The following is a 13,853-nucleotide window of genomic DNA, read 5'->3' as shown; positions in this document are numbered from 1 at the left end:
CATGAGTCAAAAAGAAAATCAATGGGTGACGGCTACTGATTTTGCCCGGCGTTTCAAGCATTTTAAGCGTTGGATCGCCTTACCATTCATCGTGTTTGTTTGTCTCCTCGTTCTGTTTTTGGCCTTTACCAAACAAGAAAAAACCATTCAGGCAAATGGCATCATGGCTACCAGTCAGCGAGGGCGGGCGCTTTATGTACAAGGCCCGGCGACTATCACCCGAGTCATGATGCAGGTCGGCCAAAGGGTTCGCAAAAATCAGCGTATTTTGGTTTATCGCGTAACCGCTGACACTGATCGAATTGACGATCTTGCCAGTCAGATAACCGACCTGAAAAAACAGCAAAAGCAGTTGCAAGTGCTCGAACAAAGCGTTGACCAAAATAAAAATCTTTTTTCAAAAGCCGATCAATATGGTTATCAACAGGCGTTACAGACTTATCTGAACCAACGGCAAATGGTGACGCAGACGTTATCTGGAAATGCGGCGGCGAGTGACAACCAGGCGCTTACTAACAAAAGGCAGGAAGTTGACCAGCTGCTGACAACGATGATCGCTCAGACGGCAAACGAGATCGGCCAGATTCAAGTTGCTGAGGCCGCCATTCGTGGTCTGGGGAGTGTGGCCGCCGACAATCCTTATGCTGGCTTTTATCAACATTACCAGCAGGCAGTCGCCACCGCAGATGCAGGGGGGAAGGCGGTCATTCAAACCCAAGATCTTGCCCAACTGCAAGGTCGATTAAATGATCGGCAAAAACAACTTGCTGCCTTGCAAGCACAGCAGCAAGAGAATCAACAAACGACAGGAACTGGCCAGGCCAGCGCAGAAACCTTGCTAACGACTTTGCAAACCATAACTGAGCAAACAGTCGCAGCGGACGCGAAACGCATCCAGCAAACCCTTGGAAAGCTTGAGGCAAAAGACGAGGGCTTAAGGCACGCTAGCCAACCGCAAACCATTAAAGCACCGGTAACAGGGCTGCTCTATTTGCGCCAGTTAGCGGCTACAGATCAGCAAATCGTTGGTAAAAGACAGGTGATCGGCCGGATTTTACCTGAGAAAAATCACCAATCTTCAATCAGCTTCAACTTGAAGGTCGCGAAAAAGGACGTTCCTAACGTTAAACGTGGTCAACCGGTGCGTGTAAAAGTCGAACCAAATGCTGGGGACACACTTATACTTGGCGGAAAAGTCACGCAGATACCGTCAGCAAACCAGTTGCAGCAAGGAAACTTGCAGATAACGGTTCAGAGTCGGGTTAGTCAATCGCAACTTGCCCGGCTTCATGACGGAATAACGGTACATGCTTCGATTGTTGCTGGCTCGCAATCTTCCTGGCAGACATTGGTGCGGAAACTTGGGGTCTAACGGCAGGAGTTTTGTGATGATGCTAAAAACCTACCGACAAGCTCGCTTGTGCTGTAATTTAACATTGACTTGAGCCTGAATCGTTGGTATTCTAGTAGCTGGTATTGTTTGCCCCACGATAAGCCCCGGAAACTTAACGTGTTCAAACAAGCACAGAATTATGGAGGAAACAAATCGTGCGTACAACATTTTTGGCTAAGCCAGGTGAAATCGAACGTAAATGGTATGTGATTGACGCAACTGATATCGCGTTGGGTCGTCTGTCATCTGTCGTTGCTTCGATCTTGCGTGGTAAGAACAAGCCGCAATTCACCCCAAACGTTGATACCGGTGACAATGTGATCGTTATCAATGCTTCCAAGCTAAAGTTGACTGGCAAAAAAGCCTCAGACAAGATTTACTATCGTCACAGTCAGCATCCAGGTGGTTTGAAACATGAAATTGCTGGGGATCTCTTGCGGGATAACCCGGCACGTCTGGTTGAATATTCTGTTAAGAAGATGCTCCCGACCAAGAACACACTTGGCCATCAGCAATTCTTGAAGCTTCATGTCTATGCTGGGGAGGAACACCCGCATTTGGCACAGAAGCCAGAAGTACTCGACATTTCAAACTTAATCTAAGGAGGCAATTACTGTGGCACAAGTACAATACGCAGGTACAGGTCGTCGCAAGAACTCCGTTGCTCGGGTCCGTTTGGTTCCCGGCACCGGCAAGATCACGATGAACGGTAAAGACGTTCGCGACTACCTTCCATATGAAAACCTGATCACCGATTTAACTCAGCCATTTGGCATCACCGAAACCACTGGCAGCTACGACGTTCTTGTTAACGTCAATGGCGGCGGCTTCTCTGGCCAAGCTGGCGCAACTCGTCACGGCATTGCCCGTGCCCTGTTGACCGTTGATCCTGACTTCCGCGGCCCACTTAAGAAGGCCGGCATGCTGACCCGTGACCCTCGTATGAAGGAACGGAAGAAGTATGGTCTGAAGAAGGCTCGTAAAGCTTCACAATTCTCCAAGCGTTAATCATTCGATCAATATTTGGAGTATCGACACTTTCCCGAAGTTTGGGAAGGTGTTTTTTTGTGGCAAAGCACGGTAATAGTATTTTGTCTTTTTACTTTGACGAAAATACATAACTTGTAATTCGATAATTATATTTACCGGAATATACCTTAAGTATGCAGTTAATGACCACGTACAAACATGGTGTTGTGCTGTCACTATGTTTGTACGTGGAAAGAGAATGCATATCAATAAGAGCGTAACAGATGATAACACAATGGACAGGCGAGCTCATTGCTATGACGTAACTTTATTTTCTTCTGGAGAGTTTCAATAAACTGGATCTGGTTGTAACTTGAATATTTGGATATTGCTAAGGTTTAAAAGCATTTATTCACTTATTACACATAGTCTCATGCTATAATTGTGTGTGCTAGGTGAGGTGATATTCATGATTGATGCCGTTAAAGCGTTCATGGAAGAAAATAACGGTCAGGTAACCGTTGCGGATATGAAACGTCTTGGGTTAGATCCACATTCACTCGCTGATTTTGCCAACCGTGGGCAATTAGAGCGGGTAGATCGGGGAGTTTATATTGATCCAGCAATATTTGAAGATGACATGTACATTCTGCAATATCGATTCAGTCGTGGCATTTATTTTAAAGACAGTGCGCTCTTTTTACATCATATGATTGATCGCACGCCTGATCGATATCAAATGAATTTTCCGCTTGGCTACCATTCACCAGCGATCAAACGATATCCGGTTAAGGTTTATAGGCAGAAAAGCGAATGGCACGATCTTGGAGTGGAAATAGTAAAAAGTCCAGGGCAGCATATGGTGCGCGCGTATAACGTTGAGCGGACATTGTGCGATATTATAAGGACACGTGATTCGTCAGACGCAGAAACGATAAAGCAAGCAATGGTATCATTTTCACAGATGAAGCGTAAGGACCTGCATCGTCTGAGTGAGTATGCAGATATTTTTAAGGTGAAAAATAAAATTCGCGCATACATGGATGTACTGCTATGAGATTAAGTTTGCTGCAACATCAGCAGTTCGCCCCAAAAGTTGTTCAGTCGGAAAAGGATTTTATTTTTATTTAAAACAATTGATGCCGTGATTTTACACACTTATTACTACAATGTGTGTAAAATCGCGGCATTAAAACTCGAAGAAAACAATAAGTGCCACTTTACAGAGAGTAGCAAAAAGGCTAGCTTAATTGTCATAAAATTGGCTTTCCGGGTGGACCCCGGGTTTTGGTTAACGCGAGGATTGATAATATGTTTACATTGGTGCTCGGCATTATACTGGTAGTTTATGGCATCGTCTTTATTGTGGCCTTCTTGACCTTACCTGAAAATAGCACACGAACAACACTAGAAGAGGTGTGGCCTGATTCTGTCATTCTTATGGTTCTGATGCTCGGATGGGTTTTAAAGCGTGTTCGAGTTAATGATCCATATCGGCTTGCTTCACTAGTATTAGGTATTTTTATGATGCCTGTATCTTTGCGATTAATCATAACTGGACTGCAACAGGTCCTGCCGTAAAACGTTCCCTATAACGTAACAATCACAAACAAAAGTCCGCCATCCGCTTCATATTCTGAATTTCCAAAGACCATGTTAAAATGGTAACAAGTACGATCTCTCAACTAACCAAAGAAGGCGGAAGTTTGAATCATGATACATTTAAAGAATATGTGATGTCCCATTGCCATGCCGTGCGCGATTTTCGACAGCGCGCGGTTGTCTACCAGCGGCTGAAACATGCGACGGGTAAGCGAGATCCTGTGATGGAAGAAAAGGCCGTTGAGACGATGGTGGAGCGATTTGTGTGCAGCGCTTATTGCAACTTGAAACGCTATATTAAAGAGGAAGATCAAGATTCGCGGCAAGCTTGGATCACTTTCATCCAACAGCAAGACGTCTTGGCTAGCTTGGAGGTAAGTGCCAGCCAGATAGTTTTGCACGACGAGTGAGTGAAGTTTAGTTGTGCTTTGCTGGCGGTCAATGAGCATTCAAGTGGTCAGCATATCCCCGCTGGTGCGCCGCGCTATTGAGCTGCACAGCTTTTTTCCCGTCGAAAAGTCGTAACAGTGAACTTGCTTACAAACCCGTTAGTTACGTCTTGTGATTTGTTAGACAATTCTATTTTCAGTATGGACGCCCGCTTGATAAACTAGCTGAAAGCCTGAGAGCTATGGGAACAAACCTCTCTTTGAATAGCTGGAGGCTGGAAATTAAAAAAGGGGCGAAACGACATTGAAAAAAATGCTAATCGGATTGGTTGTCCTGATTGTGCTGGGATTCGGTGCCATGAAAGCTTATCAACATTTTAGCTACGGCGGGCCGAGCTACTATACGAAGATTACCGAGAATGGTAAAGAATCAAATGACAGCGAAGGCAACAAGGTGTTTGACTATAAGCTGACCGGTTATGATGAAAAGGGTCAAGCCAAGCAACTCAAATTTAAAGTTTATCGTAATCGGCCTTTGAAGATGAATGCGTATCTAAAGATGACTTATAACAATAATCGTGGGGTTACTCGCTGGGAAAGCGTTCCTTCTAAAGACGTACCGAAAGCGGCAAGAGAAAAGTTAAATTAAGCAGCTGCTCTTTGGTCAATAATGCGAGCACGCACAAGTGGCAAGGTTTCGATTGATGGGATTTTAAAAGATCAAGACCTTGTTTTTCTTTTGCCACGATATGCTCAGTTAGACACAACCGCCCGCGCGACGCTGATACCCTTTTTGTCAAGGCAGTCAAAACCAGCGCAGGCGCGAACAAAAATAGAAGTAAAGAAAAGTTAAAGTGGCTTACAAAGACGTTAGGTTCGCGCAGACGTTTGTTAGCCCATTATCAGGAAATGCCGGTGTAGAGCCGGTATGATGACATTATTCAAAAAAGCAAACACGCAAATGGAGGATTATCATGGACAAACAACCAGTCGTAACGGTTGAAAATGTGACCAAGACCTATGGCAAACGCGGTGAAAAGCAGACGCCAGCATTGAAAGGCGTTAATTTCCAGGTTGAACCCGGTGAATTCGTTGGGATTATGGGTGCGTCTGGCTCAGGTAAAACGACCCTGTTGAACATTCTCAGTACACTTGACCGCCCGACTTCTGGCGCGGTTCGCATCAAGGGCCAAGATGTGACGAAGTTAAAAGGCAACGCACTTTCGGATTTTCGGGCAAAGAAAATCGGCTTCATTTTCCAGGACTTCAATTTATTGGAGAATCTGACCGGCCGGGAAAATATTGCCTTGCCGCTGGCGTTACAAAATGTCAGTGCCAAAAAGCAGCAGGCGGCGGTTGATCAAATTGCAGCAACGCTAGGGATTACCGCGGTGTTGGATCATTATCCGACCGAGCTATCCGGCGGCCAAAAACAGCGGGTGGCTGCAGCCCGGGCCTTGGTTCAGCAACCGGACATTTTGTTTGGGGATGAACCGACTGGTGCCTTGGATTCAAAAGCAGCGCGCGAATTGCTCGACACAATGGATGACCTAAATAAAAATCACGGGGTTTCGATTTTACTCGTGACGCACGATCCGTTTTCCGCTAGTTATGCAAGTCGGATTCTTTTCATCAAAGACGGTCAAATCGGATCTGAGTTGGTGCATGGGGATAAAAGCCAGGAAGCGTTCTATCAGGAAATTTTGGAAACGCTTGGCACATTTCAAAAATAAGGAGCGGCATCTATGTTAAGCAAACTTGCACTTGGCGGCTTAAAGAACCGCTTCCGCGACTATGCGGTGTTATTTTCTGGTCTGGTGATTGCCAGTGCTGTCTTTTATATGTTCATGGCGTTGGCAACGAACACCAGCTTCTTAAAACAAAATTCGCCGATTAGCTACACACCGTTTATTTTTGGCTTTGGGGCAGTGTTGTTGGCAATCATCACGTTTGTCTACATTGTTTACGCCAACAGTTTTCTGTTGAGTATGCGGCAACGGGATTATGCAATGTTTATGATGCTCGGGGCAAAAGGGCGTAAGATCGGGCAGCTCATTTTCCTTGAAACGGTTGCGATTGGATTTTTCGCAACATTTGCTGGCGTCTTGATCGGGTTAGTCGGCACCAATTTTATCGGTAAATGGTTGATTAATGCGCTGCATGCCAAAGCAACCGGCTTTTCGGCTTTCTGGTTGCCGGCGATTTTATGGACATTCGGATTTTTCGTTGTTTTGTTCATTTTATCGGCGATTTACAATACGGCTAAGTTGCTAAAAATGCCGATGATGCGGCTATTGCGGCAGGCGCAAACGCCGAATCGGGTTAAGCAAAAAAAGATCTTCTTCGCATTGCAGATTGTTTTAGGCTTGATTTTGCTGGCTGTCGGGTATTACTGCATGGGTAATGCGCTTCATATTGGTATCAAAGCCATCCCGACTGCTTTGGTTACCATTGTGATGGGGACGTACTTCTTATTCAATGCCGTTTTTGTGGCCTTGATTGCTTTGTTGAAGCGCAACCGGTCCTTTGCTTCTAAGCAGCTGCATACCTTTACATTGTCGCAATTGAGTTTTCGGATTCGCGACTATACCCGGATCCTGTCTGTTGTATCCATTTTGGTGGCCTTGGCACTTGGGGCAATTACCGTTGGGCTAGGGTTTACCCACGATATTCCGGTGCTGGCCAGTCAGTACACGGCTTATGATTTAACGGTTGCATCGCCAAATGCACAAACCAAAGCTGAGATGAAAAAATTGCAAGGCGTCACGGAAAAGCAGCAGTATACGCTCAAGTCAGATGCTAAAACGGTTTATCTCAGTCAGCGCGAACTTGACGCGCAGCCTTTGAAGGTGCCGATCCGCGATCAAAGTATGAATGTTAAGTTGCGCTCGGTCACGTTAACCAGTCGCAACTTTAACAAAATTGCCGCGCAATATTCAGGCTCTTTGGGCATTTTTGTTGGTAATAACCGCGGGAAGCAGATGCGAGTCACTGACAATGCAACATTTGCCAAGTTAGGGAATGCGGAGACGTTAACGACTTTTAGAGTCAAAAACTTCAACCAAAATTATGACGTTATCGAAAAGATCGTGACGTTGCAGAAAAAGCAATATCCAAAATTGTGGAACACTGACACTGATCAGAAATTCGTGTCGTATTCCATTCTCAATGGGATGTACTCCGGCCTTGCCTTTATGGGCTTCTTCTTAGGGCTGTCGTTCTTGGCGATGTTGGCTTCAACCTTGATGTTTAAGATTTTGTCCGGCGCCAACTATGACAAGCGCCGCTACCTGATGTTGCAGAAAATCGGTGCTCGTCCTCAAGTGTTACGCCGGTCCATTCGTCAGGAAATCGGGGTGCTGTTCCTGCTGCCAGGCATTGTCGGCATGATCCACGTTTTGTTTGGATTGCAACTCTTCAAAATGATTCTTCAGGCACCTTATGACAACCTAATCGTGCCGTTTGGTGTCTTCATCGTGCTTTACGGTTTATACTATCTGATCACCACTTGGATGTATCAGAGTATCGTGATTAACAAGGATTTGGCGGCTAAGGGCTAAATTTGATACTTGCTGCCAATCAGTCAAATTCACTATTAAGGGCGCTAGTTTTCGAATTAGGAAAACTAGCGCCCTTTTCGCGGCCGTTTTTTTACTTATCAGTAATTTGTTGTAAATTCTGGACTGGTGCTCAGCGGCTTTTGACAGCATGCCGTTGATCGGTTGTGAGCAGTGTCTCCATAAACTTTAAAACGCCTTGTTCTTCATTGCTTGTCGTTGTGGCATCAGCGACAGCGGCCACGCGCGGATCGGCATTGGCCATGGCCACACCTAAGCCGACTTCCTGCAGCATTTCCAAGTCATTTCCGCCGTCACCGAAGGCACACATTTCGGACAAGTCGATCCCGAGCTTTTGCCCCAGCAGCGCAAGTCCTTGTGCTTTGTTCACATTAGGGCGAATCAAATCAATGTCGCCGTGACCGCTGCTAGTCGGAGTTGCAACGCCAGCCAACGCGCTCCGTAATTCAGCAACGATCGCATCCGTACGTTCCGGTGGACAGCCGATGGAGAACTTGAGAATGTTGTCATCGAGTTCATGGTAATCGCGCAGTAGCGTTAGCTTAGGATAATATTTTCGCATGATGGCTAGATGAGCCGGATCCATGGTGTCCAGTGTGTAGGCACCGGCCTGGCCACTGACGGAGACTTTTAAGTCAGGAATCTGTTCAAGTTGCGTTAAAATCGGGTGGATAATCGAAGGCGTGAAGGCATTCAAGGCATAGATGTGATTGGCATCACGAATGTAGGCGCCGTTTTCCGCGACAAAAATGGTTTCGGGATAGTCTTCAAAAAAAGATTGCAACTGAAAGTACTGGTTGCCACTGGCGATGACCCAATAGACGTGGTGCGCCTGTAGTTGGTGATAAAGTCGATTGAACCAGTTGCGATCGTAGCTCATATCATTCCGCAAGAAAGTACCATCCATGTCGGTTGCGATTAGTTTAATCATCATCAATCCTCCGTCAGTCTTGTGCGTTGATTCCGGCAGATGACCGTCGCCAATGCCGGTAGCCAGCCATTTGTCACTGAAAGTTGCGGCAAATCCGCATTCATCCTTCCATGACAATGGTACCTTATTTGAGGATGGTTAATCTAGAGCCGACTTAATTCGAGGCAGCAAAAGATAAACAATCGCATCATTCATTAATCACTTTTTCGACTAAATAAAATTGGCAAACTTGTAATAGACTATATTCAAATGAGATAGGCATACGCAAAACTAAACGCCATCTGGATTGCGGCCTTTTTCCTTAACCGACTGCAACATATACATATCCTCCCCAACGGCCTGCTTAGCGCCTTGTTGCCAAAGCCGCCCGTTGACGTGATGCATCAATATCTTGGCAGTCTGATGATCCACCAGCACTGTGTGTTCATGCTGCGGATCGTCAGCTAACGGTGCGTGGCCTGCGCTGATTCGGGCCAGTTGTTCCGTCACATCCATCAAAAGCCGACTGCCTGCTAGAATTTCTGAAAAATGCGCGGCGTGATAAGTTGTCGGTAAAGTCATTTTCATATTCCCGCAAAATTTGACGGTAATGATCTGCTTGCCTCCGCGGCGCTGAATGGCATGGTCAACTAGGTGATGGGAAGCAACCCAAATGACACTGCGATGATCAGGCGCAGATAGCGGAATAAATGCATAGCCGGGTCCGGCAAGCATCTTCGGCAACTTTTCCGTGTTACCATGATATAATTTCGTCACGATAACTTGATGTACCGATTGCGAATAAATAGATTCGTCTTCGTGATAACGGACAAAGCTTAAAGAGGTATTCGGCAACAGATAGTTGGCAGTTGCTGTTAGCGCCAGCATTTTCCCGGTCAGAAAATTGTCTGGCAAAGGGAGAATCGCAATAATTTCCCTTAGCGGTAATTGTACGCCATCCGAAACCAAAGCCTCCGCGGCAAGTCGTTTAACGAAACATTCATGTTCTTCATTTATGGCTTCGTCCATAGAGCGTTATGTATAGCTTGAATATTATCGTAAACGTTTTCAAAAAGAAAGCCAAACGACTTACCGAGTTAACATATTGATCCGCTTTAGAACGCTATCCATAGGAAAACTATTTGACGCGCGGCATTATCCGATTACTGCCACCTAAAGACAATCAAGCCAAGTTGGTGGTGATCAAGTTATGTATAGGTTGATCCTGCGTGAGCGGTAAACGTGAGACATCAAGTTAGGCAGGGGATAGTTGATCAGGCACAATGATCTTAGGATCGTTGTGTTTTTGTTCGCCGATCGTTTTCCGTGACGCAGATGATGCCGTTAAAATTATCCGACTTAAAAATAAACAGCCGTAACCTCCCGCAGTTTTTGAACTGACGAATAGGTTACGGCTGTTTTATGATTTCCAATCACTAATGTTCAGGCAAAATGCCCTAAACGGTTAAAGGTAAGTACATGATCCGATCCATGTAATGCGGCCGGTGGAAGAACCAGCCTTCTTCACGATAAGCCTTTGCGCCACTTTCGAAAATAAGAAGTAACTCATTTTGATCAGGGTTAAAGCTGATTTCCTCGACAGAGTTCGGCACATTGATCATTTTATCGCCAGCTTTTGGTGCTTTAAAATCTAACTTTTCCCACCCTTTATCCACGGCCATCCGGATCCAAATTTTGCCTGGTGCGCTGCCGTTTGACTGGCTGAACAACGTCACACCGTCTTTGGCAATCGCAACGCCTTGCAATCGATCCCACGCAGGATTGTAAGAGTTGATGATTTTCTTTTTGATGAGGGTTTTGAAAAGAATGTCTAACATTTGGGTCGTGCTTTTATGTTGCGTCTGCGGGGCGAGGTCGGTGACGATCTTGTCAAACTGTTTTTGCGTGATCGCATTTGGCAGGTTCTCGTCATTTAGGGGCAACGCAATCAGCGAACGTCCGGTCGTCTTTTTGCCGTACTTCACCAAGACCAATTGATGGTTGTAAAGGGTCATGGCCGAGGTGCGGTTGGCCAGATGGAATGGAATCCGCGTTGAGGCCAGCGGTGCCTGGTTGACTTGCGGCTGATAGGCGTCAATTTCGCGTTGTGCGGCATAGCTGATGCCAGCGCCGCCCGCTTTTGAGTTATCATCCGACCAAAGCAGTCGCTGCTTGTCGAGATCGTAAGTAATGCCGCCGACATGCGCCTTGGAGCGTAAAATAAGCGTCTTATTGTAACGCCCGGTTTTGGCGTCAATTTCGATAATAATGGAATTTAACCGATGATCACCATCATACATACTGACATAAAGCGCTTTTTTAGACTGCGTAACGCCTTGTGGTACCCAGTTGGTCCCAAAGGCCGCTTGCCGGGTTTTGTTGTCGATTGACCACGCGCCTCGTAACCCCGGGATCACCGCCATCTTCGTCTTTTTTGCCAAGTGCACACCAGACGACGGTTGCCGAATTTCGGTAATGCGTTTTTGTGCTTCACTTTCAGACTGCAATGGCCGCGGATCCGCTTCCCATTTCTTGACGTCAGTCGGCTGATCAACCAGTTGCTGATAATGATAATGGTCAATTAACCACCATCCGCCGATACCAAGTGCCGCCATGCTCACAAGGGTTCCGATTGTCACCCAAATCCATTTTTTCAAAAGGCTATGCTCCTCTGTTTTGTGATTGCTAATAAACATCTTTATTTATTGATGCCATAGTGGCGAAATCAAGTCAAACATTTTGCTATGGCAGGCAACGGTGATTTACATCAATTCTTGATAAGCTACGATGGTCAAAACTGTTGAATAGATTTTCGAAAAAATGATTTTCATTCCTGCGACAAGAATGATTTTTATTTATTGTAGGTGGTTCCGAGCTTTTTGCTAGAACCTCACAATTCCTCTGTGCCATAATGAAGTTGTTGTTGCAAACCATGTGCCAAACACAAGGAGGAATGATTGATGTCTGATGTTAAGTATCCGCAAACCATTGACCAGCTTAATCAATTGATTGCGGATTTGATGCAGCTTCAAACAAATGTGCAACAGATTCACTGGTATATGCGCGGTCATAATTTCTTTCGTCTTCACCCATTGATGGATGATTACAAAGATCAACTAGCCGAAGCATTGGATGCGATTGCAGAACGGCTCATTGCTTTGGGCGGATCACCGTACGCGACCACTCATGAGTTCATCGAACATACCGGTCTGCCTGATGAAAAAGTGGCATTTGGCCAGTACACGTTGGTGGAGCTGATGCAACGTCTCGTCAAGCAGTTTAAGTATTTGGCCGACCAGTATCAGAAAGCTATTGAAATCACTGATCAGGAACGCGACTTCCCGACCCAAGATATGATCAACGGGTACAAGGAAGAAACGGATAAAAACATTTGGATGTTAAATGCTTACCTGGGAAAGGGCCCGCTGGATGACTAATTTGCCATAACGGCTTTTGATAGTGACGACATAAAAACGCCGGCATGCGTTCCACACGTTTATGGTGGAAAGTATGTCGGCGTTTGACGTTATGTGGTTTTATTGGCGTAAATCTGGTTGAATTTGACGAATAGACAACAGCTAACCACGGCAGAAACGCGCAAAGGTTAAATTGTTAACGCTCCCTGTTTCGGCATAATCCGATCCAGCGTCCATTGCATGGTTTGGCGTCGCCGTCCAGTCAGCAACCAAACAGTCAACCCGATCATGACAACTTCCACAATAGTTTGGAATAAATAAACCGTTATTGATCCGGTGATTGAAGCCTCGGTGTTGCTGACGACCATGCTGAGAATATCAATGGTCGCGTGGACAAGCATCGGGATACTAAAGGAACCAACGTAAAGATAAACGGCGGCGATAAACCACCCGAAGACAGCAGCAAACTGAATCTGCGAAAGCGTGTCAAACCAATTTTGTTCACCCAAAACGTTGATCAAGTGGGAGGCGCCGAAGAGCAGACCGGTGATGAAGATGCCGCCTGATAATGCCAACCGATGCCGGCTCAACCAGACTAGCAACAAAGTTAAGACCATATAGCGGTACTCCCATTCCTCGGCAATCCCCGGCTCAAGTCCTTGAGCAAACCAGTTAAAGGTTAGGGGATTTGAATGCCATGACCAGATGAACAGGCTTTGAAACGAATCGTTCGTGCTAAAAGCATTCCAGAGCGTAAAGTAAATGATAAAGACAACCAAAACAATCAAGACACCGGCTTGCATATTCGGGTTGAACCGCCAGCTAGGAAGCGGCAGACCCCACTGACGCATCGCGATGGCGCCGACTAGCACTGAGACAATCGCTGCCAAAACGCCGGCTTCCGCAAAACTCCAAAGCGGCGAAGCAAAAGCTGATTTGGTCAAACCTTCAGTAAAAGTGGTCCCTGCGTAAATAACCATAAACGCGACTAGCATGGTTGTGATAACTCGCGTCAAATAATGCTGGTCTGGCGTGAATAGAACTTTTGCAAAAGGAATATGAGCCAGTAAAATCAACACCGCGATCAGAATCAAACTTAAATTGCCTGGCAAAACACGCAAGAATTGCTGACCGCTGTAGAAAACAATAAGCGGATACACAATAAGTTGAATCAAAACTGCCAGCAGTTTGAATAAGCGGCTGATCCAATGCTTGGGTGCCGAAATGGCGCTTACCAGTAACAAGCCACCTTCGATAATGGTTAAGACAAGCGCCCATAACCAAAACTGTGCGCCTTGAGCCGCTAGAAAATAACCGGCTGTTAATATAAGTCCCTGGACAAAGTACCACCAAAACCAGGGGGAGCTGTATGCTTTCATGTGATTAAATACCTCCCGTTGTTGTTGGTCTACATGTTAGCACAAGTCTATGCAAGGACGGTAAAATTAGACATCGAAATCTTGATATTGGGCTATCAATAAATACTTCATTGACTATTGGTATATGAGCTTTAGTTGATAGGCTCAACAATTCATCTGGTTGGTGGGACAGCCTCATTTATGAATAAAATGATCAAGACGTGCATATCGAACACTT

General features: G+C 45.8%; 13 protein-coding genes. 9 read left to right on the top strand and 4 right to left on the bottom strand.

Annotation, left to right across the window (positions count from 1 at the left end; translation table 11 throughout):
- Position 1 precedes the first annotated feature (1 nt).
- The 8 genes from LACZS1_RS11610 (at position 2) to LACZS1_RS11575 (ending at position 7,913) form a co-directional block, all read left to right on the top strand.
- Entirely contained in the window at positions 2 to 1,372 is a 1,371-nt protein-coding gene (locus tag LACZS1_RS11610; RefSeq protein ID WP_070652028.1) for an HlyD family secretion protein, read from the top strand.
- Between the two features lie 176 nt (positions 1,373 to 1,548).
- Positions 1,549 to 1,995 (top strand): 50S ribosomal protein L13, encoded by a 447-nt coding sequence (gene rplM / locus LACZS1_RS11605; RefSeq protein WP_005686771.1) that lies wholly within the window; start codon positions 1,549 to 1,551, stop codon positions 1,993 to 1,995.
- 13 nt (positions 1,996 to 2,008) lie between these two features.
- Entirely contained in the window at positions 2,009 to 2,401 is a 393-nt protein-coding gene (rpsI, locus tag LACZS1_RS11600; RefSeq protein ID WP_010492533.1) for a 30S ribosomal protein S9, read from the top strand.
- A 430-nt stretch (positions 2,402 to 2,831) separates the two neighbouring features.
- Entirely contained in the window at positions 2,832 to 3,419 is a 588-nt protein-coding gene (locus LACZS1_RS11595) for a type IV toxin-antitoxin system AbiEi family antitoxin domain-containing protein (protein ID WP_070652029.1), read from the top strand.
- Between the two features lie 649 nt (positions 3,420 to 4,068).
- On the top strand, positions 4,069 to 4,374 hold the full coding sequence (locus tag LACZS1_RS11590) for a hypothetical protein (RefSeq protein WP_070652031.1): 306 nt from the start codon (positions 4,069 to 4,071) through the stop codon (positions 4,372 to 4,374).
- 283 nt (positions 4,375 to 4,657) lie between these two features.
- On the top strand, positions 4,658 to 5,002 hold the full coding sequence (locus LACZS1_RS11585; protein ID WP_010492525.1) for a YxeA family protein: 345 nt from the start codon (positions 4,658 to 4,660) through the stop codon (positions 5,000 to 5,002).
- A gap of 325 nt (positions 5,003 to 5,327) precedes the next feature.
- A complete protein-coding gene (locus LACZS1_RS11580; protein ID WP_070652032.1) occupies positions 5,328 to 6,086 on the top strand; it encodes an ABC transporter ATP-binding protein in 759 nt (252 codons plus the stop codon).
- A 12-nt stretch (positions 6,087 to 6,098) separates the two neighbouring features.
- Entirely contained in the window at positions 6,099 to 7,913 is a 1,815-nt protein-coding gene (locus tag LACZS1_RS11575; RefSeq protein ID WP_070652033.1) for an FtsX-like permease family protein, read from the top strand.
- A 130-nt stretch (positions 7,914 to 8,043) separates the two neighbouring features.
- Here the strand turns inward: LACZS1_RS11575 and LACZS1_RS11570 are convergent, their stop codons facing one another.
- The 3 genes from LACZS1_RS11570 to LACZS1_RS11560 all read right to left on the bottom strand — a co-directional run bounded on the left by LACZS1_RS11570 (position 8,044) and on the right by LACZS1_RS11560 (position 11,537).
- Positions 8,044 to 8,862 (bottom strand): Cof-type HAD-IIB family hydrolase, encoded by an 819-nt coding sequence (locus tag LACZS1_RS11570; RefSeq protein WP_070652059.1) that lies wholly within the window; start codon positions 8,860 to 8,862, stop codon positions 8,044 to 8,046.
- A 270-nt stretch (positions 8,863 to 9,132) separates the two neighbouring features.
- Positions 9,133 to 9,870, bottom strand: a complete 738-nt coding sequence (locus tag LACZS1_RS11565; protein WP_070652034.1) for a hypothetical protein — start codon at positions 9,868 to 9,870, stop codon at positions 9,133 to 9,135.
- 428 nt (positions 9,871 to 10,298) lie between these two features.
- The gene (locus tag LACZS1_RS11560; protein WP_070652035.1) at positions 10,299 to 11,537 is read right to left on the bottom strand and encodes a YncE family protein; all 1,239 of its coding nucleotides are present in this window, start codon (positions 11,535 to 11,537) and stop codon (positions 10,299 to 10,301) included.
- 264 nt (positions 11,538 to 11,801) lie between these two features.
- On the opposite strand from LACZS1_RS11560, the gene LACZS1_RS11555 reads away from it, so the two are divergent.
- Positions 11,802 to 12,278 (top strand): Dps family protein, encoded by a 477-nt coding sequence (locus LACZS1_RS11555; RefSeq protein WP_025012590.1) that lies wholly within the window; start codon positions 11,802 to 11,804, stop codon positions 12,276 to 12,278.
- 167 nt (positions 12,279 to 12,445) lie between these two features.
- Here LACZS1_RS11555 and LACZS1_RS11550 read toward each other — a convergent pair whose 3' ends face one another.
- Positions 12,446 to 13,636 (bottom strand): CPBP family glutamic-type intramembrane protease, encoded by a 1,191-nt coding sequence (locus tag LACZS1_RS11550; protein WP_070652036.1) that lies wholly within the window; start codon positions 13,634 to 13,636, stop codon positions 12,446 to 12,448.
- Positions 13,637 to 13,853: the final 217 nt, after the last annotated feature.

Origin of the sequence: Lacticaseibacillus zeae subsp. silagei, assembly GCF_030770335.1 — a bacterium.
GTDB lineage: Bacteria > Bacillota > Bacilli > Lactobacillales > Lactobacillaceae > Lacticaseibacillus > Lacticaseibacillus zeae.
The sequence above is the reverse complement of the archived record's forward strand: the minus strand, read 5'-3'. Positions and strand labels throughout refer to the sequence as shown.

Excerpts from the sequence above, each read along its gene's own strand:
- LACZS1_RS11610 (WP_070652028.1), top strand. The coding sequence starts at position 2 with ATGAGTCAAAAAGAAAATCAATGGGTGACGGCTACTGATTTTGCCCGG.
- LACZS1_RS11595 (WP_070652029.1), top strand. The coding sequence starts at position 2,832 with ATGATTGATGCCGTTAAAGCGTTCATGGAAGAAAATAACGGTCAGGTA.
- LACZS1_RS11580 (WP_070652032.1), top strand. The coding sequence starts at position 5,328 with ATGGACAAACAACCAGTCGTAACGGTTGAAAATGTGACCAAGACCTAT.
- LACZS1_RS11575 (WP_070652033.1), top strand. The coding sequence starts at position 6,099 with ATGTTAAGCAAACTTGCACTTGGCGGCTTAAAGAACCGCTTCCGCGAC.
- LACZS1_RS11570 (WP_070652059.1), bottom strand. The coding sequence starts at position 8,862 with ATGATTAAACTAATCGCAACCGACATGGATGGTACTTTCTTGCGGAAT.
- LACZS1_RS11565 (WP_070652034.1), bottom strand. The coding sequence starts at position 9,870 with ATGGACGAAGCCATAAATGAAGAACATGAATGTTTCGTTAAACGACTT.
- LACZS1_RS11560 (WP_070652035.1), bottom strand. The coding sequence starts at position 11,537 with ATGTTTATTAGCAATCACAAAACAGAGGAGCATAGCCTTTTGAAAAAA.
- LACZS1_RS11555 (WP_025012590.1), top strand. The coding sequence starts at position 11,802 with ATGTCTGATGTTAAGTATCCGCAAACCATTGACCAGCTTAATCAATTG.
- LACZS1_RS11550 (WP_070652036.1), bottom strand. The coding sequence starts at position 13,636 with ATGAAAGCATACAGCTCCCCCTGGTTTTGGTGGTACTTTGTCCAGGGA.